Source organism: Orenia marismortui DSM 5156, assembly GCF_000379025.1.
GTDB lineage: Bacteria > Bacillota > Halanaerobiia > Halobacteroidales > Halobacteroidaceae > Orenia > Orenia marismortui.
Map to the genome: position 1 here is coordinate 116,664 of NZ_KB900623.1, position 23,509 is coordinate 140,172.

General features: G+C 29.9%; 26 protein-coding genes. 24 read left to right on the top strand and 2 right to left on the bottom strand.

What is annotated here, in order from left to right; all coding sequences use genetic code 11:
• The first annotated feature begins 167 nt into the window (after positions 1–167).
• Together OREMA_RS18945 and OREMA_RS0114255 are read left to right on the top strand one after the other, a co-directional pair.
• The gene (locus OREMA_RS18945; RefSeq protein ID WP_018249920.1) at positions 168–1,274 is read left to right on the top strand and encodes a hypothetical protein; all 1,107 of its coding nucleotides are present in this window, start codon (positions 168–170) and stop codon (positions 1,272–1,274) included.
• 79 nt (positions 1,275–1,353) lie between these two features.
• Positions 1,354–2,460 (top strand): ParM/StbA family protein, encoded by a 1,107-nt coding sequence (locus OREMA_RS0114255; protein WP_018249921.1) that lies wholly within the window; start codon positions 1,354–1,356, stop codon positions 2,458–2,460.
• A 39-nt stretch (positions 2,461–2,499) separates the two neighbouring features.
• Here the strand turns inward: OREMA_RS0114255 and OREMA_RS0114260 are convergent, their stop codons facing one another.
• A complete protein-coding gene (locus OREMA_RS0114260; protein ID WP_018249922.1) occupies positions 2,500–4,221 on the bottom strand; it encodes an ABC transporter ATP-binding protein in 1,722 nt (573 codons plus the stop codon).
• Between the two features lie 259 nt (positions 4,222–4,480).
• Between OREMA_RS0114260 and OREMA_RS0114265 the strand changes: the two genes are divergently transcribed.
• Genes OREMA_RS0114265 through OREMA_RS0114295 form a run of 7 tightly spaced genes read left to right on the top strand, consistent with a single transcriptional unit; the run spans position 4,481 to position 8,228 of the window.
• Positions 4,481–4,942, top strand: coding sequence for a pilus assembly FimT family protein (locus tag OREMA_RS0114265; protein ID WP_018249923.1), 462 nt, complete (start codon positions 4,481–4,483; stop codon positions 4,940–4,942).
• 10 nt (positions 4,943–4,952) lie between these two features.
• Positions 4,953–5,321 (top strand): type IV pilus modification PilV family protein, encoded by a 369-nt coding sequence (locus OREMA_RS0114270; RefSeq protein ID WP_018249924.1) that lies wholly within the window; start codon positions 4,953–4,955, stop codon positions 5,319–5,321.
• Between the two features lie 8 nt (positions 5,322–5,329).
• On the top strand, positions 5,330–5,773 hold the full coding sequence (locus tag OREMA_RS0114275) for a type II secretion system protein (protein ID WP_018249925.1): 444 nt from the start codon (positions 5,330–5,332) through the stop codon (positions 5,771–5,773).
• A gap of 14 nt (positions 5,774–5,787) precedes the next feature.
• A complete protein-coding gene (locus OREMA_RS0114280) occupies positions 5,788–6,573 on the top strand; it encodes a helix-hairpin-helix domain-containing protein (protein WP_169331537.1) in 786 nt (261 codons plus the stop codon).
• A gap of 32 nt (positions 6,574–6,605) precedes the next feature.
• Entirely contained in the window at positions 6,606–7,121 is a 516-nt protein-coding gene (locus OREMA_RS0114285; RefSeq protein WP_018249927.1) for a PilN domain-containing protein, read from the top strand.
• Positions 7,118–7,681 carry a type IV pilus inner membrane component PilO gene (locus OREMA_RS0114290; protein WP_018249928.1) on the top strand — a complete coding sequence of 188 codons (564 nt, stop codon included), beginning with the start codon at positions 7,118–7,120 and terminating at the stop codon, positions 7,679–7,681. Before OREMA_RS0114285 ends, OREMA_RS0114290 begins: the two co-directional genes overlap by 4 nt.
• Entirely contained in the window at positions 7,665–8,228 is a 564-nt protein-coding gene (locus tag OREMA_RS0114295) for a hypothetical protein (RefSeq protein ID WP_018249929.1), read from the top strand. Before OREMA_RS0114290 ends, OREMA_RS0114295 begins: the two co-directional genes overlap by 17 nt.
• 61 nt (positions 8,229–8,289) lie before the next feature.
• Here the strand turns inward: OREMA_RS0114295 and OREMA_RS0114300 are convergent, their stop codons facing one another.
• Positions 8,290–9,189: a TraB/GumN family protein gene (locus tag OREMA_RS0114300; RefSeq protein ID WP_018249930.1), complete on the bottom strand. Its 900-nt coding sequence runs from the start codon at positions 9,187–9,189 to the stop codon at positions 8,290–8,292.
• A 373-nt stretch (positions 9,190–9,562) separates the two neighbouring features.
• Between OREMA_RS0114300 and aroC the strand changes: the two genes are divergently transcribed.
• From aroC to spoIIIAE, 15 genes are all read left to right on the top strand, one after another.
• The gene (aroC, locus tag OREMA_RS0114305) at positions 9,563–10,762 is read left to right on the top strand and encodes a chorismate synthase (RefSeq protein WP_018249931.1); all 1,200 of its coding nucleotides are present in this window, start codon (positions 9,563–9,565) and stop codon (positions 10,760–10,762) included.
• 4 nt (positions 10,763–10,766) lie between these two features.
• The gene (locus OREMA_RS0114310) at positions 10,767–11,270 is read left to right on the top strand and encodes a shikimate kinase (RefSeq protein WP_018249932.1); all 504 of its coding nucleotides are present in this window, start codon (positions 10,767–10,769) and stop codon (positions 11,268–11,270) included.
• Positions 11,271–11,488: 218 nt separating this feature from the next.
• A complete protein-coding gene (aroB, locus tag OREMA_RS0114315; RefSeq protein ID WP_018249933.1) occupies positions 11,489–12,580 on the top strand; it encodes a 3-dehydroquinate synthase in 1,092 nt (363 codons plus the stop codon).
• The gene (aroQ, locus tag OREMA_RS0114320) at positions 12,577–13,011 is read left to right on the top strand and encodes a type II 3-dehydroquinate dehydratase (protein ID WP_018249934.1); all 435 of its coding nucleotides are present in this window, start codon (positions 12,577–12,579) and stop codon (positions 13,009–13,011) included. The genes aroB and aroQ overlap by 4 nt, the downstream gene beginning before the upstream one ends.
• A gap of 31 nt (positions 13,012–13,042) precedes the next feature.
• Positions 13,043–14,116, top strand: coding sequence for a M24 family metallopeptidase (locus OREMA_RS0114325; RefSeq protein ID WP_018249935.1), 1,074 nt, complete (start codon positions 13,043–13,045; stop codon positions 14,114–14,116).
• A 128-nt stretch (positions 14,117–14,244) separates the two neighbouring features.
• A complete protein-coding gene (gene efp, locus OREMA_RS0114330) occupies positions 14,245–14,808 on the top strand; it encodes an elongation factor P (RefSeq protein WP_018249936.1) in 564 nt (187 codons plus the stop codon).
• Between the two features lie 255 nt (positions 14,809–15,063).
• Positions 15,064–15,531: an FUSC family protein gene (locus OREMA_RS17905; protein WP_018249937.1), complete on the top strand. Its 468-nt coding sequence runs from the start codon at positions 15,064–15,066 to the stop codon at positions 15,529–15,531.
• Between the two features lie 83 nt (positions 15,532–15,614).
• Positions 15,615–16,223, top strand: a complete 609-nt coding sequence (locus OREMA_RS19345; protein WP_018249938.1) for a TetR/AcrR family transcriptional regulator — start codon at positions 15,615–15,617, stop codon at positions 16,221–16,223.
• Between the two features lie 52 nt (positions 16,224–16,275).
• On the top strand, positions 16,276–17,658 hold the full coding sequence (locus OREMA_RS0114345) for an MATE family efflux transporter (protein ID WP_018249939.1): 1,383 nt from the start codon (positions 16,276–16,278) through the stop codon (positions 17,656–17,658).
• A gap of 56 nt (positions 17,659–17,714) precedes the next feature.
• The gene (locus OREMA_RS0114350) at positions 17,715–19,340 is read left to right on the top strand and encodes a glycoside hydrolase family 13 protein (RefSeq protein ID WP_018249940.1); all 1,626 of its coding nucleotides are present in this window, start codon (positions 17,715–17,717) and stop codon (positions 19,338–19,340) included.
• Positions 19,341–19,819: 479 nt separating this feature from the next.
• Complete coding sequence (gene spoIIIAA / locus OREMA_RS0114355; protein WP_018249941.1) at positions 19,820–20,776, top strand: stage III sporulation protein AA; 957 nt, start codon at positions 19,820–19,822, stop codon at positions 20,774–20,776.
• 13 nt (positions 20,777–20,789) lie between these two features.
• Positions 20,790–21,299 carry a stage III sporulation protein SpoIIIAB gene (gene spoIIIAB, locus OREMA_RS0114360; RefSeq protein ID WP_018249942.1) on the top strand — a complete coding sequence of 170 codons (510 nt, stop codon included), beginning with the start codon at positions 20,790–20,792 and terminating at the stop codon, positions 21,297–21,299.
• 425 nt (positions 21,300–21,724) lie between these two features.
• Positions 21,725–21,919 carry a stage III sporulation protein AC gene (gene spoIIIAC / locus OREMA_RS0114365; protein ID WP_018249943.1) on the top strand — a complete coding sequence of 65 codons (195 nt, stop codon included), beginning with the start codon at positions 21,725–21,727 and terminating at the stop codon, positions 21,917–21,919.
• A gap of 12 nt (positions 21,920–21,931) precedes the next feature.
• The gene (gene spoIIIAD, locus OREMA_RS0114370) at positions 21,932–22,318 is read left to right on the top strand and encodes a stage III sporulation protein AD (RefSeq protein ID WP_018249944.1); all 387 of its coding nucleotides are present in this window, start codon (positions 21,932–21,934) and stop codon (positions 22,316–22,318) included.
• 12 nt (positions 22,319–22,330) lie between these two features.
• Positions 22,331–23,509, top strand: a complete 1,179-nt coding sequence (gene spoIIIAE / locus OREMA_RS0114375) for a stage III sporulation protein AE (RefSeq protein ID WP_018249945.1) — start codon at positions 22,331–22,333, stop codon at positions 23,507–23,509.

Here is a 23,509-nt window from a genome sequence, read left to right on the forward strand (position 1 = left end):
AGATCAAAAATGATTCTTTTATATTGCATAAATGATATTTTTTAACTATTATTGATATTTATTTTTAATTTTAGAAGGAAAAAATATCATATTTGAAGAATAAAATATCTAAAAGAGTTTAAATTTTCATTTTTATAAATTCAATAACATAATAGGAGGAATCAAGTATGGCAAAGAATAAACCTAAAATAACTTCTAAAATATTTGCTGCTTTAAAAATGTTTATGGTAAATATATCATTTTTTGTAAAAAGTATGGTTGGGATCTTTATAACATTGATATTAACATTATTCCTTTGGAATAATAACCCAATCCCCATCGTTGATGATTTTATAATTGGATTTTTAATCTTAATTTTCTCCTTATTAATCTATTATGTAGTCAGATATTCTTTAGATATATATAATAAGAAGAAGGAGAAGATCAAATTTTCAGATATCTTTTCCAATGAGACAATTGGACAAATATTTTCATTGCTGGTAGTAATCTTAGCTGGAGGAATATTTGCATATTTTCCAAAGTTCTTTTTGAATAAAATAAATCTGCTGATATCTAATTTAATTGTAGCGGTTATTGGAATCTATATATTTAGTAGATTAATATTTACACTTCATTTCATGGTAGATGAAAAGGCTGGAGCTTTGGATGGAATTGAAAGAAGTCATATTTTAACTAAAGAAAATATATTGGAATCGACTATATTATTACTAATTTTATTGACACTTAATTTACCTCCTATTGTAGTATTATTTACTTTGGCAAAGACAAATCTATTAGCGAATTTATTATCAATTGCTTATCTTTCTATTTCTATTCCTTGGAGTATATTTATTTCTGTAGTTATTTATTGTAATTTGGTAAAAGAGAAGTTTAGTCAAGGACTTAAAATGGTAATTAATGAAGAGAAGTTCAAAATGGATATGCTTAATAATAAAGAAGAATTAAGAAAAGATATAATTGCTAAAGAGGAGATGGCCTCTAGTGAAGAAGTAGAAGAAGTAGAAGAAGTAGAAGAAGTAGAAGAAGTAGAAGAAGTAGAAGAAGTAGAAGAAGTAGAAGAAGTAGAAGAAGTAGAAGAAGTAGAAGAAGCAGAAGAAGCAGAAGAAGCAGAAGAAGCAGAAGAAGCAGAAAAAGCATTATTGGAAGAATTAGCTAAAGAGTTAGTAGAGGAAGAATCAAATAAAAGTTTGGAAGATAAAAATTCAGAAGATGATGACATATTGAATTTTGATATTGGAATTGGAGAGTATTATTTTAATAATGATGAAAATTAATGAAATTATATTAATTTATAAAGATTTTTAATTTGATTAGATTACTTAGTTATTAAAATATTCTTAAGGGGGAAAATAAATGAAGGTTTTTGATGTAGTAGGTTTTGACAATGGCTATGATTGTGTAAAGATTGTTGTTGGTCCTGGTGAGGAGGATAAAGTATTATTTCCTTCAGTAACCCATCAACCGGATCCAGTATCCAATTTCTCTATTTTTAGTATTAGCAAAATTTCTAATAATGTAACATTTAATAAAGAAAAGATGATTATTGAATACCAAGGAAAGGAATATTATGTAGGAGATTATGCAGTAAGCCAAGATGCACGAGGTGGTACCAAAAATTTCTCTGATGAAAAATTTCAAGAACCATCTGAAATTGTTAAATTTTTAGCTGGAATCTCTCTATTTACTGACGATGATAAGGTTAAAATAAACAATCTGGTTTTAGGACTAAATGTAGAGAAATATAACCAATATAGAGATAAGATGATAAAAGTTTTTAAAGATAAAAGCTTTGAATATAAATTATCTAAAAGTGATAAAATTACCCAAATAGAAATTAAGAATGTTATTTGTGTACCTCAAGGAATTGGAGCTTATTATGATCAAGCATTAACATTGGAAGGAAGCCCTTCTAATGATGAATTGGCAAATTCTAGATTTGGTTTAATTGATATTGGTGGTAAAACAGTAGATGCATTTATTTCTGAAGGGATGGAGCCAATAGTTGGTACAGATATAGGAATTCAATATGGAATGTCTAATTCTTTTAAAAATGTAGCAGAAAATTTAGGAGATGACATACCATATAATTTAATTGCTCAAAATTATCTTAAAGGAGAAGAAAATATCTTTTGGAAAGGTAAGGAATATAATGTAATTGAGAATTGTAAAAAAGGGTTTAATCAATTTGCTCAGAAGGTTTATGATGAAATCACTAAAACCTGGGATCAACAACTATATAGAACAAGATCTGTCTTGTTATGTGGTGGTGGTGCTAGAATAGTTGGAGATAAATTAAGTGAGATGTTGCCTGTTGAGGTTAATGTACTTAACAATCCTCAGTTTAGTAATGCAAATGGATATTATAAATTGGGTGTATATAATTCACGTAAGAGTAGAGCTGCTAAATCATTAAAATCTAAGCAAGTAAAAGATAAAAGAGATAAGAAAAATCATGCTTAATAAACAATCCCTTGGCCTAAAAAGCCAAGGGATTGTTTATTATACTAAACTAAATTGTTTGGTATATAACTTTCTATATACCCCATCTGTTTTATCTAATAATTCTTCATGTTTTCCTATCTCAACTATACCTTTATCAGTTAAAACTATAATCTTATCTGCGTTTCTAACAGTAGATAAACGATGAGCTATTACTAAAGTAGTTCTATCTTTTGATAATCTAGCTAAAGATTTTTGAATGATTCTTTCACTTTCGTTATCTAAAGAAGAAGTAGCTTCATCTAAAATTAAGATAGGTGGATTTTTCAAGAATGAGCGGGCAATAGAAATCCTCTGTTTCTGTCCACCAGATAATTTGACACCACGCGCACCTATGTTAGTATCATATCCATTTTCTAGATTTATAATAAATTCATGTGCGTTAGCTTCTTTTGCTGCTTCTATAATCTCTTCTTGAGTAGCATCTAAGCTTCCATAGAGAATATTTTCTTTGATTGTGCCATTAAAGAGAAACACATCTTGTTGTACAATCCCAATATTCTTTCTTAATGAATCTAAGCTAAGATTTTGAATATTTAGATTATCAATCAAAATTTCGCCTTTATCAATATCATAGAATCTAGGTAGTAACTTACATAAAGTAGATTTACCTGCCCCCGAAGGACCAACAAAGGCAACGGTCTCTCCTGCATTAATACTAATATTAATACCTGTTAACACCTTGTTATGATGATTATATCCAAAGGAGACATTAGAATATTTTATATTCCCTTTAATATTTTCTAATTTTTTAGCATCTTCATTCACTTTAATCTCTGTTTTGATAGCCATTAATTCAGTAAATCTTTGAAATCCTGCCATTCCTTTTTGGAATTGTTCATTAAAGCTTACTAGCCTTTTGATAGGCTCCATAAACATCTTAACATAAAAGATAAAAGCAACTAATTGCCCTGTTGTTAGCTCACCTTTTTTGATGAAATAGGCACCAGCAGCTAAGGTTATTAAGACGATCATATTACTAAAGAAATTCATGCTAGCATAAAAATCAGCCATTGTTTTCATAGTAGTTTCTCTTGAGTTACAGTAATTATTATTAACTCTGTTAAATTTCTTCTTAACTACTTCTTCATTAGTAAAAGATTTAACTACTCTGATCCCACTTAAGCTATCTTCGATCTCTGAGTTTAAGATTCCTAACCTTTCTTTATTAGTTTTAAAGTGTTGATGCATTCTTTTTCCTAATTTGAAAGAGAATAGAATCATAATCGGAATCATAATAAAGGTTAATAATGCTAATTTTAAATTGATATTTATTAAGATAATAAAAGATCCTAAGATCATAACAGTAGATATAAATAAGTCTTCAGGACCATGGTGAGCCAATTCCGATATATTAAGCAGGTCATTAGTAATTCGAGACATCAAATACCCAACTTTATTATCATCATAGAATTTGAAATCTAAAGTTTGTAAATGAGAGAATAAATCTCTTCTCATATCTGTTTCCATTCTAATACCGACAACATGTCCCCAATGATGGACAATATGTTGTAGTACAAATCTTAAAATATAGAGTCCTAATAAGATTAAGATAATATTAAAGACCATTGAAAAATTCTGTCTAGGAAAGTGTTTATCAATCATTTCTTTAATAAAGAAAGGAAAGATTAAGTCAATTCCTGACATAATGAAGGCACTACTTATATCCAAAATAAATAATTTGAAATGTTTCTTATAATAACTTATAAACTTTTTTAACATTTTTATCCTCCTTAGAATAAATTAAAGCTTGATGAAGAGTTTTAGGGTAGGTTTGGGTTTAGAGTTTATAAAAATAATAGCGATTAGCCAGAATCTTATATCTTTTATATTTTAGCATATTATAATTTTTAGCGCAATCAAGCAATTATAACAGATGTTATTTGGGATAATAAGGATTTCTAGTTATATTTTTATCGATGATGGGTATTATACAATCATAGTTCTTAATTTAAATCTGTTATTTAGAAAGGGTAAATAAATGTTAACTAAAATAAATGGATTTACTTTAATAGAAGTAATGATTGTAATTGCTATTATATCTATCTTAGTTTCAATTTCTTATCCTAAAATTAATAATTATGTAAACTATTTTACTTTGACAACTGAGCTTAATCAATTGATAAGTGATTTACAATGGGCTAGACAACAGTCTATAGTAAGTAAAATTAAACATGGGATTATATTTTATCCAATAGAAAGTAAATATCAGATAGTTAAAGATAAAATTAATTGCAAAGTTATTAAAGAAGTAAGTTTAAGTGAGGATAAGATTAGATTTGGTGATATTACATTTCCAAGTTATAAAGGAGGAAAGGCGATATTCTTTAAAACTTTAGGAAATTTAGACAATCATAACGGAAGTATAGAATTAATTAAGGTAGGTTATGGCAGTAAAAAAATAGTTTACTCTTCCAATGCAGGAGTAATAAATATAAATTAGGGGTTGAGAAATGCTAACTAGTTCTAATAATCAAGCAGGATTTACTTTAATTGAACTATTAGTCACAATATCAATTTTAGGTATTTTCTTAATACCGATGATAGGATATTTATCTACTACAAATCAACAGATAGAAGAATTACATAAAAGGACAATAGCAATCAATCTAGCTAGACTAAAGTTAGAAGAAGAGATAAATGAAGATTTTGATAATGTGATTAGTAGTAGTTTGATCAACTTTAATGGTGAATTTATAGCTTATAAATATCAGTTTAATGTTATTAGAATCAATGAGAGAATTAAAAAAGTTCAAATTAAGGTTTATTGTCATAAAAGAGAAGTAGTTGATTTGATAACTTTTATAACTGCTTCTATCTAGGAGGATAAATGATTAATCCAAACAATGAAAATGCTTATACAATGATAGAAATAATTGTAGTTTTAGCTATCTTCTCTATTATAATATCTCAATTGGCTTTAATTAATCAGCTTTTATTGGATAGTTGGAATTTCAATAAGAGAAAGTCTAGTCTAGAAGATGAATTACGAATAAGTATGAGTACAATAAATAATAATATTCAATCTTCCTTGTATATAAAGGAGATAGATCCTTCTAAAGTTATTTATCTAAATAAAGAAGGAGAATATAAAGAAATCTATTATAAGAAAGGCTTAGGATTATGTATGGACTCTGATCAAAATATTATCAGTAATAAAGTTAGAAATTTAGATTTCAAATTTTTAAATAATATTTTATATATTCAGATTGGGGCTGGAGAAAAAGAGGAAGAGTTTAAACTTAAAACAGCAATTAAAGTTAATTATAATTAGGTGATTAGATGGTAATGCTCAAGAAAGAAGATGGGTATGCATTAATTTTTGTAATGATAATCCTGTCTATGTTTAGTATTATTTTTCCTGTACTTTTAAATTTATCTTATAATCAGTTTTGTATAAGTAGAAATTACGAAGCTGCTATAAAAGATCATTTCTTAATAAATGGAGTAGTTAATATATTATTACAAGATATTTATGAAACTTTAAAAGAAAAGGTTAATAAACAAGGATATATTAGAAAAAAGGATTTATCTTTATTGTCTAAGAAGAAGACTTTGCGAATAGATGGTGTAACAATTAAATATGAAATTAAAGATATTGTCGATGAAAGTAGTAAGATTAATATAAATAAGGCTGATAAGAAGATCTTAAAATCATTACAAGGGGTAGGTGATTTATTAGCGCAAGAAATCATTAGTAATAGAAATTTCAAAGCAATAGAAGAAATTACAAAGGTCAAAGGTATAGGTGAAGTAAATAGCCCGAGTTATCAGAAAATAAAAAGATATATTACTATTCATTCTGATAAAAGGATAAATATTAATACTGCAGAGAAATTAGTCTTGGAATCTTTAACTGGAATTAGCTCTTCTTTGGCCCAAAGAATTATTAATCATCGTCCTTTTGATAGAATTGAAGAGTTAACTGAGATAAATGGAATTGGTGAGAAGACTTATAGTAGTCTTTCAGATTATATTAAAGCTTCATCTAAAAATTTTACGGTATCCTTCTTGATTCATATAAAAGAGGAAAATATTAAATATGAGTCAAGTAGAATATTGACTATTGATTAAGAAGGTTATTTTCTAAAGAGGAGTGATTTTTAATGAATTTAATACCAAAAGAATATCGATTGAGAATTAAATATAAGGAGTATAGAAAAAGAAGTATTATAGTATCATTATTTTTGTCTTTATTATTAATTGGAGTAGTAATTTACTATCAGTACTCTATTTTAGATTATCAAAGGAGTGTTATCACTCTTAATACTAAATTAGAAGCTCTAAGCCAAGAGATGGCTAAAGAAGAGTTTTTAAAAGATCAAAAAAGAGATATAGATAGAAAGAGAAGTATAATTTCCAAGCTATCTAATAGGGTTAGTTACCTACAGATTTTAGAGGATCTTAATCTTTTAGTACCAAAAAATACTTCTTTAGAGCAATTTGTTATTAATAGAGATCAAAGTTTAGAGATTATAGCTAAAACTACCAATGATCATAAAGCAATTAACATACTTAAGCGATTAGAGAAATATCCATATTTTAAAAACTTGAAGATGAATTTTACTGATAGTCAGGTAAATGAACTAATCTTTGGTATAAAGGGGAGTGTAGGGCTATGATTGAACTAAACCAGACTAAATTGTCTGTAATAATTCCTTTAATTATTTTTTTCTTATTATCTTTTAGTCTATATTTTTTTAATATTAGTCCGACAAGAAATAAGGTAGAAAGTTTAAAAGAAGAGATTACAAATAGAAAGCTTAAGATTAACAAAGTTAACGATTTTATACTTAAGTCTAAAGATAATGATTTAGTAAACAAGGTTATTGAAGAAAATAAGAAAATTAATAGCCAAATACCACTAAAATCAAATACTAATCAATTTTTGCGAGAAATTGAGAAAAAGATTATGAAGAATAATATCAATTTAGATAATTTTTATACCCAGGGAAGTGTTAAAAAAGATGAATATATTCAAATTTCAATCAGATTATTATTTTCAGGAAGTTATAAAGATATTATCAATTTTTTCAAGGATTTAGAATCATTAGAACGATTATATAATATAGCTAGTTTGGCTATAACTAAGAATGATAAGCAAGAATTAGAGATAGAAACTTTATTACATATCTATTCATTTAATCAAGGTGGTGGATCTAGTAGTGAGCATATCAAATAATAAATATAAATTATCACCGCTAGTAATTAAGTTTAAGTTATTTATAGCAGTATTCTTGTTTATTGTTGCTGTTATTTTGTGGGGGAAATTATTGATCTTTGATAGTAATATGACTAATTCTAAAGTAGCTAGAGGAGAAAAGGATAAAATTGAATTTACTAATAATCTAAGAAAAGATAATAAAGAAGAACAATATACTAAGTTAGAAGATTGGAAGGACTACATTGGTAAAAGTATTATGCGCAACTCTCCTTTTTCAAATAAGTCTCAAAATGGTGTAGAATTTAGTTATAAATCACATTCTGATTCTTATAGTAGTAAAGTTGAGGTAGAATTAAGAAGTAGGTTTAAAATATCTGGTTTAATTAAGGATGGTCAAGATAAATTAGTTATTTTAAGAGATGGTAACAAACTCTATTTTCTTAAACAAGGGGATAAATTTAATGGTTTTATTATCAAAGGAATAAAGGATAAAGAGGTTTTATTCTCAGATAGTAGAGCAGAATATAGTTTAAGATTAATTAAATATAATCAGTTAAAGATATAATTAAGGTTATTTTAGATTTTTGGATTAAAATAAAAAAAGCAGATGATCTGCTTTTTTTATTTTAAAGTTCTGTTATCTTATAATTTTTATTTTTAAGTAGGTTTAAGATTCCTTTAGCTCCTAAAAGATGTCCTGTTTCTACAAGTATAAAATAGTTTTTATTAGAATTTAAATAACCTTCTATTTTACTAGCCATAGCTTGATTTCTTTTATCCCAGAATTGGGTATATAATTTTTCGAACTCAGGATGTTCTTGACGGGTATTCAGAAAATATTGCTGTAAATTTTCAAAATCACCTTTTTCCCAAAAATTAAGGTTTTGCTCCATAAAGTTTTTAATGCTTCCTTCCTGCGCTAATGTAGAAGATAAAAATAACTTTTGAGTTTTAGGATCTAGATTACTTAAAAGCTTAACTAGGTAAGGTAAGGGTTCAAGTTCTAATATTTTTTTATTGCTTGCTTTTTTTATAAAGTACTTATCTAATCTATTTTTTGCTAAAAGGTTTTCTTGTTCCATTTGTAGACTTGTTAGGGTTAATGCTGCTAACCATGGTTTCATCATATATATTTGTATAGGATTTAAATTATAGTTAGATAATGAATTGTTTAATTTTCTGTAGGTCTGATTAGATATGTGATCCTTTAAAGTAGTTCCATCAATATAGATACCTTTTAACATCAGTGATCTTTGAATTTGAGTTTGGTTAAAGTTATTTGTCCTAGCTTGTACTACTAAATAATCTGATTTATCAAAGACTTGCTTAATTTTATTATATGAAGGAATTAATCTCTTATCAGCAAAATGAATTCCTCCCATAATATATACGTTATTACTTCCTGATGATACCTTCCATAAGAAGTTGTTTCCTTTTTCAGAAGCTAAAAGGTAATTATTTGAGGAAATTAAGAGAAGTACAAGAAATACTAATGTTAGTATCATAATATTTTTTTTAATGGACATAGTAATCTCTCCCTTTATAACTTTTTTTATATTATACCTCAGTTAACTATTATTGTAAAAGGTTTTGATAATAATATACTTTCTTTGGTGTTAGGCTCTAGGGGTTAGGTATTAGGGTTTACCTAGCTCCAAAAACCTATCTCCTATTGCCGAAACTGCTGTTTTATCTATTATATAAGTATGTTTGCAATCAAGAATAGCAGAAATTATAAGTATAGATATAGCTATTAGTAAATATTAAATAATAAAAAGAGTGTAGTTTTCAATGAAATCTAAAAATATTGAGATTTAAACAGGAATTAAGCTGTGGAGTCAAGAATTTAAAGAAAAAGCTATGGAAAAGAAGTCGAGTAGTAATAAGGAGGAGAAAAAGATGCGTTATTTAACTGCAGGAGAATCACATGGAAAAGCAATTACAGCTATATTGGAAGGAATACCTGCTAATTTGAAGATTAGTAAGGAAGATATTGATCGAGATTTAGCGAGAAGGCAAGGAGGATATGGTCGTGGAGGTCGAATGAAGATTGAGACAGACCAGATTAATATTTTATCAGGGATAAGAGGTGGAAAAACTCTAGGAAGTCCAATAACTTTACAAATAGAGAATAATGACTGGGAGAATTGGCAAGATGTTATGGCGGCTTTTGGAAATAGTGGATATGATCAAGAAGAGATTACTATCAAAAAAGAAACAAAAATTAAGCATGTTAAGCCAAAAGTTACAAAGCCAAGACCAGGTCATGCTGATTTAGCAGGAAGTTTAAAATATAATCAAGAAGATATTCGGAATATATTAGAACGGGCTAGTGCTAGGGAAACTGCAATGAGAGTAGCAGTGGGTGCTATTGCTAAGACTTTTTTAAGAAACTTTGGTATTGAAGTTGCAGGTCATGTCTTACAAGTAGGAAGAGTTGCTTTAGATAAAGAGTTGGATATTGATTTAGATGAAATTAGGGAAAGAAGTGAAGATTCTCCTTTAAGATGTGTTGATAAGGAAGTTACTCAACAGATGATTGAGGAGATTGATCAATGTAAAACAGAAGGTAACTCTTTAGGAGGGATTTTTGAAATTAGGACCACTGCTTTACCTATAGGATTAGGTAGTCACGTCCAATGGGATCGTAAATTAGATGCTCGCTTAACGGCTGCTTTAATGAGTATCCAAGCAATTAAAGGAGTAGAGGTTGGTTTAGGTTTTGAGGCAGGAAAACGTTGGGGATCTAAGGTGCATGATGAAATTTTCTATGAAGATAGATTCTATCGAAAATCTAATAATGCTGGTGGAATTGAAGGTGGAATGAGTAATGGTGAACCACTTGTATTACGGGCTGCTATGAAACCAATTCCAACCTTATATAAACCATTGTCATCAATAGATTTAGAAAGTAAAGAAGAGTTTAAAGCTAGTGTAGAACGTTCTGATGTAACTGCTGTACCAGCAGCTAGTGTAGTTGGTGAAGCGGTAGTAGCTATTGAATTGGCTAAAGTATTTTTAGAGAAGTTTGGTGGCGATAGTATAGAAGAGATTAGAACAAATTATGAAAATTACCTTGCTATGGTAAGGGAGAGATAGTAGCATGAATATATCATTGATTGGTTTTATGGGAACAGGAAAAAGTACTATAGGACACAGGTTAGCAGAAAGGCTTAATTATAAATTTGTAGATTTGGATGAAGAGATCGTTAAGATTGATGGTAGGCCAATTCCTACTATCTTTGCTGAAAATGGTGAAAAATATTTTAGGGATTTAGAAAGTAAAGCCACAGCAGAGGTCTCTAAAGATAATAATCAAGTTATTGCTACTGGTGGAGGGGTAGTTTTATGCCCTAAAAATATTGAGTATTTAAAGAAAAATGGTATAGTCATTTTATTGAAGGCTAGCGCAGAGGTAATATTGGAGCGAACTCAACATGATAATAATCGTCCTTTATTAGAGGTAGCAGATCCCTTAGCGAAAATTAAGACTATGATGGAAGAAAGAGCAGATAAATATAGTTGTACAGAACATCAGATAGATACAAATGATTTATCGGTAGATGAAGTGGTGGAAGAGATAATGAAGATAATGGATAATGAATAATTTACAATTAATGATTAAAAGTACTTTTAATTATCCTAAGTCTTTTCTTCAATAAGAGCATAGAGGGTAGGGATAAATAATTATATTTTTGAGGTTTGTTTTTAAGATTGAATTAAAATATAAAATTATTATTATTAACTAGAAATTTTATTATAAAACTAATATTTTTTTAATTCTACATTATAAATTATCAATTCTACATTAAAGAGGAGGTTAGTATGGAGCAGCTTAAGGTTGAATTGGGAGAGAGAAGTTATAAAATTAAGATAGGTTATGATATATTATCTAAAGTTGGTCAATATTTAAAAGAACTAAATTTGGGTTCTAAGGTTATGATTATTACTAATGAATTGGTTGATAGTTTATATGGAAGAGAAGTTGAGCAAGCTATTAAAGAAGCTGGATTTGAAGTAAATATTGCCAAAATAGGTGATGGTGAAGAGTATAAGTCTTTAGATACTGCTAAAGACTTATATGATCAGGCTGTAGATATTAACTTAGACAGAAGCTCTACTATATTAGCTTTAGGTGGTGGAGTTGTTGGTGATATAGCAGGATTTATTGCTGCTACTTATATGAGAGGGGTCAATTTTGTACAGATTCCTACCACAGTCTTAGCCCAAGTTGATAGTAGTGTAGGAGGAAAGGTAGCTGTTAATCATCCTCAGGGTAAGAATCTAATTGGTGCTTTTTATCAGCCTAAACTAGTAGTAGCTGATATTAAAGTCTTATCAACTCTTGAGCAGAGGCAACTTAAGGCTGGTTTAGCTGAGGTTATAAAATATGGTGTTATCTGGGATGAAGGATTTTTTCATTTTCTGGAAGATAAGAGAGAAGAAATTTTAGAGTTAGATATTGAGACGATGGAGTATCTACTTAAACGGTGTTGTGAGATTAAAGCGGAAGTGGTTGCTCAAGATGAGAGGGAGATGGATATTAGAGCTATCTTGAATTACGGACATACTATTGGTCATGCTTTAGAGGCTGTAACTGATTATCAGAGATTTGTACATGGTGAAGGTGTAGCAATTGGTATGGTAGCAGCAGCTAAGTTGGCTAATAAGCTAGGGATCTTAGATTTAGCTGATGTAGAGAAGCAAGAGCAGCTTGTTAAAGACTTTGGTTTAGCAGTATCTTTTGATGCTTTAAAGATTAATAAAATTATCAAAGCCTTGGCTAAGGATAAGAAGGTAAAGGATGGTATGCTTAGATTTATTTTAGCAGAAGAGATAGGTAAAGTAGTAATTAAGTCAGATTTACCCCATAATATTATTAGAGAAGTTTTAGAGGAGTTAGGAGGAGAAAGATGATTTTAGTAATTCATGGGCCAAATTTGAATTTGTTAGGAGTCAGAGAGCCTGATGTTTATGGTGCTAAGACCCTAGATGATATCAATAATGATTTACAGCAACTAGCAGATCAAGAAGGAATAGAATTGGGGATATTTCAATCAAATAGTGAAGGTCAGATTGTAGATAAGATTCACGATGCCTTTCAAAAAGAATTAGAAGCAATTGTTATAAATCCAGCTGCCTATACTCATTATAGTATAGCTATTCGTGATGCTTTAGCTATGCTTAATATTCCTATTATTGAAGTACATTTGAGTAATATTTATAAGCGGGAAGGATTTAGGCATAAGTCTGTTATTTCTCCTGTAGTAACAGGGCAGATAGCAGGTTTGGGGGTAGATGGTTATCTATTAGCTTTAAAGCAAGTAATAAAGATAATTAATAATTAATAATGTACAATTTATAATTAGGGGTGATAGGATGAAGAAAAGAATCTCTAAATTACAAGCAGAATTAAAGGAAAAAGAATTGGATGCACTATTAATCAATACACCTGAAAATCGCAGATATATGACTGGCTTTACTGGAACTGCTGGGACTGTTCTAGTTAGTCAAGAGGAAGCAATTTTAATTACAGATTTTCGTTATACTCAGCAAGCCAAAAAGCAGGCTCCAGATTATAGAGTGGTTGAGTTTAAGGGCTCTAAACTTGATAAAATCAATGAGTTGCTTAAGGAAGTAAAGATAGATACTTTGGGTTTTGAAGCTACTTATGAAAATTACAATACATATTTAAATTATAAAGAAAAGTTAGATGTAAGTTTGAAGGCAACTGAGAATATAGTTAAGAAAATTAGAATGATAAAAAATTCTGATGAAATAGAGAAGATAAAAAAGGCTGTAGAGCTTGCTGATGATGCCTTTACTATGATTAGAGATTTTCTAAAGGTTGGTGTTGTTGAAAGAGAGGTAGCTTTAGAGTTAGAATTCTTTATGAAAAAAGCAGGGGCTACAGACAACGCCTTCGATTTTATTGTTGCTTCTGGAGAACGTTCAGCATTACCTCATGGAGTAGCTAGTGATAAGCAGATAGCAGTAGGGGATTTTGTAACGATGGACTTTGGTTGTGTTTATGATGGCTATCACTCTGATATGACTAGAACAGTAGTAGTTGGAGAAGAAGCTACACCTAAGCAGAAGGAGATTTATGAAATAGTTTTAAGAGCTCAATTAGAAGCTATTAAAGGAATTAAGGCAGGGATAAAGGGATCTGAAGTAGATAAGATAGCGCGTGATATTATTGCTCAGGCAGGTTATAAAGATTATTTTGGACATGGTTTAGGCCATTGTGTAGGCTTAGAAATACATGAAGGACCTAGGTTATCGCCCAAAGATGATACTGTTTTAGAGGCAGGGATGGTTGTGACTGTTGAGCCAGGTATTTATCTTCCTAACTGGGGTGGAGTAAGAATTGAGGATATAGTAGTAGTAACAGAGGATGGGTGTCAGATTTTAACAGAATCCTCAAAGGAACTTTTGATAATTGACAATTAACAATTGAGAATGTACAATAATAAAGCAGTGAAAAGTTAGGGGTGAGAAGTAAAAAGTAAAAGATTTTATTAATTACTGCTCACTGCTTACTCCTCACTACTCACCGAACTTAAAAGGGGGATTACATAATGATTTCTACAAGTGAATTTAAGCCAGGAATGACTATTGAAATGGATGGTAAGTTATACTCTATCATGAGTTATGATCATGTTAAACCAGGTAAAGGTGGTGCTTTCTTACAGACTAAACTTAGAGAGATAGAGTCTGGAAGAATCATTAATAAACGTTTTAGAGCTGGAGAAAAGGTTAATCAAGCTTATGTTGATACAAGAGAATATCAATATCTATATCGTAGTGGCGATGATTTTATTTTTATGGATAAAGAGAGTTATGTACAATTAACTTTAACAGTAGACCAAATTGGTGAATCATATAAATATATTAAAGAAAATACTGATATTCAGGTACAGATGTATCAAAATAATCCAATTGGTGTAGAGGTTCCAGATACGGTAGAGCTAGAAGTAGTTCAATCTCCTCCTGCTGTAAAAGGTAATACAGTTTCTGGTGGAACAAAAGATGTAACTGTAGAGACTGGAGTAGAGGTTACTGTTCCTTTATTTGTTAATAAAGGTGATATTCTAAAGATTGATACTAAGACTGGTGAATATATGGAAAGAGTTAATAAGTAAGATTGAATATAATTATGAGTTAAGTTTAAATTTAACTCTATTAGGAAGGGCGCAGAAGTTGCGTCCTTTTTCTTTTTGATAGAGGTAATTATATGGTAGAAGTTCTAGAGAATAATTTGAAATATAATCATCATAAATAAGAGAAGCAGTCTTTTTATTGTCGAATAAGATTACTTATAAGCTAATAAATAACAATAAACTCTTTCAAATTTTAAAATTTTGTATTATAATGTTTATTTAAAAGGAGGCTTTGTTTTGATTAGTAGCAATTTTGAAAAGGCATTTAAGACAGGGATAGCAGTATTTCTATCAATTGTAATTGGAGGTTTCTTTCATATAAATTCTCTTTTTTATGCAGCTATTGCGGCTGTAATTACTCTCCAAACAAAAGTTGTAGATACTATTAAAGCAGGACAGAATAGAGTATTTGGAACAATAGTTGGGGCTATCATTGGTATGTGCTTTGCTATTATTGGACAAGGAAATGCTGTTTTATGTGGGCTAGGAATATTCTTAACAGTATTAAGTTGTCAAAAATTTGGTTATGACAAATCTATTAATATTGCTTGTATAGTATTTATTGCTATAATGATAAATTTATATGATGATATAACTCCATTTTATTATAGTATTTATAGATTAAAAGATACTTTAGTAGGAATTATAACAGCGATAATTGTAGATTATTTAATTCTTCCTAAAAAAGAGCAAAAATTTAATTGAAATATTTTTAATAGACTTGATTTTTCTATCACTTTAGTTATAATTTATATAGAAAGTAATTATAGTATTTATCTGAAAGGGGAGTGAACAAAATCGATAGCAAAGAGAAGATACTACAGACTGCTTCTAGATTGTTTATAAAAAAAGGTTATAAGGGGACATCACTTAATACAATTGCTAAAGAATCCGGATTAACTAAAGGTGGTATATATCATTATTTTGATAGTAAAGAGGACTTATATTATCAAGTATTAAAAGATTTTTTTGCTTTTAATGGTATACCTAAATGGTTAAAGAATATAGATTTAGATATAAAGAGTCTGATCTGGAAGGGTTTTAAATCTATTAAGGATAAGAAAAAGTACATTCAAGAACTTGTTGACTCGAATAAGGATGATGCAATTCTACATTATTATAATTTTTTATATGAAGCGACGCGTAAGTATCCAGAGTTTCAAAAAAGAATTGATGAGCAGGACCGTCAAAAAATAGGAGTTTTAACTGAAGCATTTAAAAAGGCTCAAAATAGAGGGGAGCTTCGTCATGATTTAGATCCAGAAGTATTAGCCTTTGAATTGGATGCACTTTTACAGCAGTTACAATATCTTAGTTTTGTAAATCCTAGTATCAAAAAAGATGGAAGTATGTTCAAAAGATTGTTTGATAATTATTGTTTAAGATTAGAAGTTTAATTTTTTAATATCAAAAACATACCAACCGGTAGGTATGAATGGAGGTTTAATAATGAATAATAAGACTAGTAGATTTAAAATGATTTTAACCATAGCTTTGCCAATTATAATTCAGAATATAGTAATGCATTTTCAAATAATGATTGATAGAGCATTTTTAGGAAATCTGGACTCTCGATACCTTGCTGCTATTGGTAATGTCTTAATTCCTTATAATGCTTTGAATTTTTTCTTCTTTTCTGCAGCAACTGGTTTAACAGTGTTAGTTGCCCAGAATTTTGGAAGGAAGGATTATTCTAAAGTACAACGATTAGGAGAATCATCTTTCTTTTATTCAACAGTATTCTCAATTGGATTATTTCTAGTATGGGAGTTTGGAGCTAAAGGAATATTCTCTCTATTTGGAGCTCAAGGAGATATTCTTTTAGACTCTGTAACCTATGTTCAGATTATAGCTATTTCATTAATATTTCTTGGAATTGAGATTTCAGCAGGATCTATCTTCCAAGGAGTAGGTACTACTAGACCAATTATGGTATTTGGAGTTATAAAAAGCTTAAGTAATATTTTTCTTGATTGGGTGTTGATCTATGGTAAATTTTCTTTGCCTGCTATGGGATTAAAAGGTGCTGCTTTGGCTACAATGCTTTCTAATATTATTGCTGCAATAGGTCTTTTTGTAGCTGTGTTACTTTATAGTGACCTACCTTTTAAATTCTCCAAAAGGGCTCTATTAAAACCAGATTGGAATCTATATAAGGAAACTTTAAGTATTGGAATTCCTAGTGGTTTAGAATCATTATTATGGAATGTAGGGCAATTAGTAATAGTTAGATTTTTAAATCAAATCGATGGGATGACTATAGGAATTTACTCATTAGTAGCTGGTATTCAATCCCTAGCACTTTATATTTATCTTGGTTTTGCCAAGGCAGCGATGACTAAAGTAGGTCATCACTGGGGGAATAAGGAGTTTGATAAATCCCGGGATATAGGTTTTTATTGTCAGAAGTTATCTGTAGCGGTGACCATAATCTTTGCAGTTATATTTATGTTATTCCCTAAATTTCTTGCGGGAATATTTACTTCAGACCCAGAAGTGATTGCTAGAGCAGTACCATTACTTAGATTATCTGGGTTACATATTAATTTACAGGTCTTTAATGTAGTAATGGGGCATGCTATTCGGGGTACTGGAGATACAAAATGGATGCTATACTCACAGATTTTTGGCACTATTTTTGTAGTTGGGTTATCACCAGTTATGATATTTGGATTTTCTTTAGGATTACTTGGTATGTATATAACTCTAATTTTGGATGAAGGAATTAGAGGTGGAATCAATTTGATGAGGTTCTACTATGGGGATAATCCATTTAAAGTTTTAATTTCCACTTTGAAAAAAGATAAAGAGGTAGCTGGAGTTAATGAATAATTAGTGATTTTAGATTTGTCACTGTTGACTAATAATAATTTATTGAGGTGCTAATAATGAAAAATACAGATTGGTTTAAGGATGTAGTTGTTTATCAGATATATACTAGGAGCTTTTTCGATTCTAATGGTGATGGAGTAGGGGATATAAGAGGGGTAACTGCGAAACTAGACTATATAGATGAACTTGGTGTAGATGTAATCTGGCTAAGTCCTTTTTGTTCATCACCTAATTATGATAATGGTTATGATGTTTCTGATTATAGAGGTATTATGAAAGAATTTGGAGATATGAGTGATATTGAAAGCTTGATAACAGAATGCCATAAGCGCAATATTAAAGTAATGATGGATTTAGTTTTAAATCATAGTTCAGATGAACATCCTTGGTTTATTGAGTCCCGTTCTTCAAAAGATAATCCTAAAAGAGATTATTATATCTGGTCTAAGGATCCTAATAATTGGGAATCTTATTTTGAAGATTCAGCCTGGACCTTTGATGAAAAAACTGGCGAGTATTATTTACATCATTTTTATTATAAACAACCTGATTTAAATTGGAGTAATCCCCAAGTTAGAGAAGAAATATATGAAATTGTTCAGTGGTGGATAGATAAGGGGATAGATGCTTTTCGTCTAGATGCAATTCATCATATTGGGAAGCCAGAAGGATTACCAGATGCTCCTGAACCTGAGAAGGAATGGGGTAAGAAGAATTATCGTAATCTTGAAGAGACTCATCTTTATTTGCAAGAACTCTATCAGAAGGTATTAAGCAATTCTAATATAATGACTGTTGGTGAGACAGGTGGCACTACTCCTGAATCTTCAAGACTTTATGTAGATGAGGATAGAAATGAACTTGATATGGTATTCCATTTTGGCCATGTTCATATGGAGCAATTGGATGCACTAGCTTTAAGGAAGTATTTTAAATTATGGTATGATTCACTAAGTCATAATGGTTGGGATACAGTATTTTTTAGTAATCATGATCTACCTCGTCACTTATCAGTTTTTGGTGACGATAAAGATTATTGGAAAGAATCAGCTAAATTATTTGCTACCTTAGAATTAACTATGTGGGGAACACCATATATCTATCAAGGTGAAGAGATAGGAATGACAAATGTTAAATTTGATAATATAGATGATTATAAAGACCAAGCGAGTAAAAAGAGGTATGAATGGGCCCTTCAGTCTGGTATTGATGAAGATAAAGCTTGGGAATACTTTTTAGAACGAAATAGAGATAATAGTAGAACTCCAATGCAATGGAATAATCAGGAGCATGGAGGTTTTACTAGTGGAGATCCATGGATTAAAGTAAATCCAAATTATAAAAGTATTAATGTAGAAGAAGAGAAAAAAGATAATGATTCTATCTTAAATTATTATAAAGAGATGATAAATTTACGTAAATCATATTCTACATTAAGAAGAGGAAGTTTCGAACTATATGGTAAAGAGGATGATAATATATTAGCTTATACTAGAGCAGATGAAGAAAATAAATTTTTAATTCTATTAAATATTTCAAGTGATTTAGTAGAATATAAATTGGAAAAGGTTAATCATAAATGGATGTTAATTAAGAGTAACTATGCTAATGAAGAAGAAATCTTTGCTAAAGAAAATCAATTTAAGCCTTGGGAAGCTAGGGTATATATAATGGAAAGCTAAGAAAACTTCTTAAGTTTTCAACCAAAGACTACAGACTACTTTTTTCGATTCGAACAGATAACCTTACCTGGGATTTTAAATTTGATAGTTATCTTCAGGGAGTGTGGGAAAATATGTTGTTATAGATAGATAATGCGATAGTTTCGGAGTTAGGCGTTAGGAGCTAGGACATAGAAAGATCTTACTAACTCCTATGACCTATCACCTAGCACCTAAAAGTGTCTCTTTATACCCATTAAATTTCATTCTAGACTTGCAATCTATATTTTAAAATAATAAATATAGGAATCTATTTAAGTAAAACCTTGTAGTATTAAAATGCTACAAGGTTTTTTATGTTTAAGATTAGATTTATGATTAAATAGCGAATTGCTTATAGAATTCAATTCTATTAAATATAATAAATTTTTTTAGAGTCTTGAGTATCTTGCATATTTTTACCATAAAGATAATATGATTAATTAATAGAGGTGGTATCTATGAAAAGAAAGATGAATAGACTTCTACAAGAGAATATTTTACCTGTACTAGCTTCTAATTTGAGAAATATTATTAATAATATAAACCCTAAAAAAATAGATGATCTAATAGAGATTAGATTAAGGGCAAATAAACCAATTATCTTAGAAAGAGTCAGGGGGGAATTAATCTTAAGTAAGACAGGTACAATTATTAATGATACTTCAGAAGCATATATTACTAAAGGAAAGGATATTAAGGATACATTAAATTTAATGACTGATAGCTCTTTATTTACATTGCAAGGAGAAATAAGGTCTGGTTATTTTACATTAACTGGTGGTCACCGAGTTGGATTAGTGGGGCAAGTAATTTCTGATAATAATGAAATAAAGAGAATTAAGCATATATCCGGACTTAACATTAGAATTTGTCAAGAGGTTATTGGGGCAGCAGATAGTGTGATTAAGGATGTAATTAGAGGCAGAAGTGATATTTATAATACTTTAATAATATCCCCACCTCGTTGTGGTAAAACTACTTTGATTAGGGACTTAACTAGGCAGTTAAGTTGTGGGGTGTCAAAACTCCAATTTAAGGGTATAAAGGTTGGAGTAGTAGATGAGCGTTCAGAGATTGGTGGAGCATATCAAGGTGTTGCACAGAATGATTTAGGAATAAGAACAGATTTGTTAGATAGATGTCCTAAGGCTAAAGGTATGATGCTATTGATTAGGTCTATGTCCCCAGATGTAATCATTACAGATGAAATAGGATCACAAGAAGATGCTAAAGCTTTACAAGAAGCAATTAATGCTGGAGTAAGAATAATTACTACTGTTCATGGAAGTAACTTAGATGAGATTAGATCTAGACCTAGTTTAAAAGAAGTTATCAATTCTCATTTTTTTCAAAGGGTTATTATTTTAAGCTGTAGGAAAGGACCTGGAACAGTAGAGAATATTATTAAAATATAAAGGAAGATGATAGATGAAGCTATTAGGTGCTTTGATTATAATTATCAGTAGTAGTATGATGGGATTTTTAATGGCTCAACAATATATCTTAAGGCCAAAGCAATTAAGAGAGTTACAAACTGCTTTACAGATGTTGGAGACTGAAGTTAGTTATGGAGTTACTCCCTTACCTGAAGCCTTTACTAAGTTAGCGAAGAATTTTTCTGAGCCTATTTCTAATATATTTATGGCGACTAGAGATAATTTGAATTCTGGAATTATAGCAGAAGATGCATGGCAGAATGCTATTAATAATGTTAGTAACAAGACAGCTTTAGTTGATGAAGATATTGAAATATTATTAGATTTTGGTTATAACTTAGGGCAAACAAGTATAGATGAACAGGTTAAATACTTAAATTTAACTCAACATAAATTGGATAATTTGTATCAGCAAGCTTTTGATGAGAAAGAGATCAAGGTTAAGCTATGGAGATATTTAGGGGTTTTAGGGGGGCTTTTTTTAGCGATATTAATCTTTTGATAATATAAATTTTCAAGTTTAGAGTAGTTTCTTATAGATATAAAGTCACAGTAAAGACTGACTAGTAATAGGTGACAAGTTAATTTATCCGATATTTAAGCGGCTCTAGTACTACTTCTTTAATCTTAATTACGAAATGTTGAAGCAGTATGAAGGACGTTCTTTAGGTCATACTTGGGGCATCGAATCTTCCTAACTCTCAGTGGCTTTTAGGAGATCCCTTGGGTCATGCGTTGGTACTAAGTTTCAAGGGGAGATAAATTCTTTTATCTTATACGCAATGTTGATCGTGGTACTACCGAATCGACTTGGCATAACCCCCCTTTACAACTAAGAAGTCACTTTATTTACTGGTTGCTCGTCATTTATTACTAGTTATGGAAGTGTTACATTCTCTTTTTATTATGAAGATGGGAGGTAATAAGTTGAATATAGATTTAGTATTCAAGATTGCAGGTGTAGGTATTTTAATTTCTGTATTTAATATGGTACTTAAACAGGCTGAAAAGGAGGAGCAGGCACAAATGTTGACTTTGGTAGGAGTTATTATTGTATTAATGGTTATTATTCAGCTGATTAATCAATTGTTTACTAATGTACGCAGTATCTTTGGATTTTAGGGGGGAGTTAGAGTGGAGATAATCCAAATTGTCGGATTGGGAATAATAGGAGCTATTTTAGCTGTGGTTATTCATCAGACAAAGGGTGAATTTGCTCTCTTATCAAGTATAGTCGTTAGTTTAATAATCTTACTTCTGATAATTGGAAAGATTGCTGTTATCATTGATGTAATGGAGAATTTAGCCACTAAAGCAAATATAGACCTGATCTATTTTAGAACTATTTTAAAAGTAATAGCTATTTCGTATATAACTGAATTTGGATATAAAATTTGTGAAGATACAGGTCAGCATAATATAGCTATGAAAATTCAGCTTGCAGGCAGAGTATTTATTATGATTTTAGGTATTCCTATTATGTTAGCTATTTTAGAGTCAGTAATGCAACTTTTACCATAAAGGCGTGATGAGATGAAGAAATTATTACTCTCTATTCTGATAATATGTGTTATTAGTTCATTTGTTTATGCTCAAGATTCTGAAACTGATTTAACTCTTAAGCCTGGAGATGTTATAGAAAGAAAATTAGAAAAGTTAAATCTCTCGGAATTAGAGGAAGAAGTTAATAAATTAAATAAAGAAGTAGATGGATATCTACCAAATATAAGTGTGAAAGATATTATTAGTTTATTTAGTAGAGATGGATTTAGGGTAAAAATGATAGAGATAGTTAGAGGTATATTGAGATATCTTCTAGATGAAATATGGTCTAATAGTAAATTATTAGGTCAATTGATAGTGCTGTCAATAATAGTAGCTGTATTAAAGACCTTTCAAACAGAGGATTCTTACGAAGTAAATAACCTAGCGAATGGAGTTGTTTACTTAGTACTAGTTATTTTAGCACTTAATTCTTTTAAAGTTGCAGCAGGGATTGGGAGAGATACAATTAGATATATGGTTGATATAATGCATGCAATTTTACCAGTCTTATTATCTTTGCTTGTTAGTATGGGGAATTTAACCTCAGCAGCTTTATTTCATCCAATTAGTTTTTTAATTGTAAATAGTTTGAGTACATTAGTTATAAATGTAGTATTTCCTCTGATTTTTTTATCGACTGTCTTAGATATAGTAAATAATATCTCTGATAATTTTAAAGTAACAGGACTAGCTAGTTTGTTTAAACAGGTTTTAGGAGGAGTTTTGGGATTTGTAACTACTATTTTTTTAGCTACTATTGTAACTCAAGGAACAGTTGCTACCGTGAGTGATGGTGTTACTATTAGAACAGCCAAATATTTAACTGGGAGCTTTATACCAGTAGTAGGTGGTTTTTTATCTAGTACTTTAGATATGGTCGTTGGTGGATCACTTTTGATTAAGAATGCCCTAGGGTTATTTAGTGTGTTGATTATTCTTGTCTTCTGTTCTTTTTCAGTAATAAAGATTTTAGCTTTGGTCTTTATTTATAGATTAGCTGGAGCAATTATTCAACCAATAACTGATAGTAAGATTGTAGATTGTCTTAATAGGTTATCTGGAAATTTATTATGGATTTTTGGTTCAGTTACTGTAGTTGGTGTAATGTTCTTTATGGTTATTATTATAATGGTAGGAACAGCCAACTTTACAGTAATGATGAGGTGA

Bases quoted from the DNA above. Each gene is read 5' to 3' on its own strand.
- OREMA_RS0114255 (WP_018249921.1), top strand. From the start codon at position 1,354: ATGAAGGTTTTTGATGTAGTAGGTTTTGACAATGGCTATGATTGTGTA.
- OREMA_RS0114350 (WP_018249940.1), top strand. From the start codon at position 17,715: ATGAAAAATACAGATTGGTTTAAGGATGTAGTTGTTTATCAGATATAT.
- spoIIIAA (WP_018249941.1), top strand. From the start codon at position 19,820: ATGAAAAGAAAGATGAATAGACTTCTACAAGAGAATATTTTACCTGTA.
- OREMA_RS0114290 (WP_018249928.1), top strand. From the start codon at position 7,118: ATGATTGAACTAAACCAGACTAAATTGTCTGTAATAATTCCTTTAATT.
- OREMA_RS0114310 (WP_018249932.1), top strand. From the start codon at position 10,767: ATGAATATATCATTGATTGGTTTTATGGGAACAGGAAAAAGTACTATA.
- aroQ (WP_018249934.1), top strand. From the start codon at position 12,577: ATGATTTTAGTAATTCATGGGCCAAATTTGAATTTGTTAGGAGTCAGA.
- OREMA_RS0114265 (WP_018249923.1), top strand. From the start codon at position 4,481: ATGTTAACTAAAATAAATGGATTTACTTTAATAGAAGTAATGATTGTA.
- OREMA_RS0114285 (WP_018249927.1), top strand. From the start codon at position 6,606: ATGAATTTAATACCAAAAGAATATCGATTGAGAATTAAATATAAGGAG.
- OREMA_RS0114325 (WP_018249935.1), top strand. From the start codon at position 13,043: ATGAAGAAAAGAATCTCTAAATTACAAGCAGAATTAAAGGAAAAAGAA.
- OREMA_RS0114270 (WP_018249924.1), top strand. From the start codon at position 4,953: ATGCTAACTAGTTCTAATAATCAAGCAGGATTTACTTTAATTGAACTA.
- OREMA_RS0114345 (WP_018249939.1), top strand. From the start codon at position 16,276: ATGAATAATAAGACTAGTAGATTTAAAATGATTTTAACCATAGCTTTG.
- spoIIIAB (WP_018249942.1), top strand. From the start codon at position 20,790: ATGAAGCTATTAGGTGCTTTGATTATAATTATCAGTAGTAGTATGATG.
- aroB (WP_018249933.1), top strand. From the start codon at position 11,489: ATGGAGCAGCTTAAGGTTGAATTGGGAGAGAGAAGTTATAAAATTAAG.
- OREMA_RS0114300 (WP_018249930.1), bottom strand. From the start codon at position 9,189: ATGTCCATTAAAAAAAATATTATGATACTAACATTAGTATTTCTTGTA.
- OREMA_RS0114280 (WP_169331537.1), top strand. From the start codon at position 5,788: ATGCTCAAGAAAGAAGATGGGTATGCATTAATTTTTGTAATGATAATC.
- OREMA_RS0114260 (WP_018249922.1), bottom strand. From the start codon at position 4,221: ATGTTAAAAAAGTTTATAAGTTATTATAAGAAACATTTCAAATTATTT.
- efp (WP_018249936.1), top strand. From the start codon at position 14,245: ATGATTTCTACAAGTGAATTTAAGCCAGGAATGACTATTGAAATGGAT.
- OREMA_RS0114275 (WP_018249925.1), top strand. From the start codon at position 5,330: ATGATTAATCCAAACAATGAAAATGCTTATACAATGATAGAAATAATT.
- aroC (WP_018249931.1), top strand. From the start codon at position 9,563: ATGCGTTATTTAACTGCAGGAGAATCACATGGAAAAGCAATTACAGCT.
- spoIIIAE (WP_018249945.1), top strand. From the start codon at position 22,331: ATGAAGAAATTATTACTCTCTATTCTGATAATATGTGTTATTAGTTCA.
- OREMA_RS18945 (WP_018249920.1), top strand. From the start codon at position 168: ATGGCAAAGAATAAACCTAAAATAACTTCTAAAATATTTGCTGCTTTA.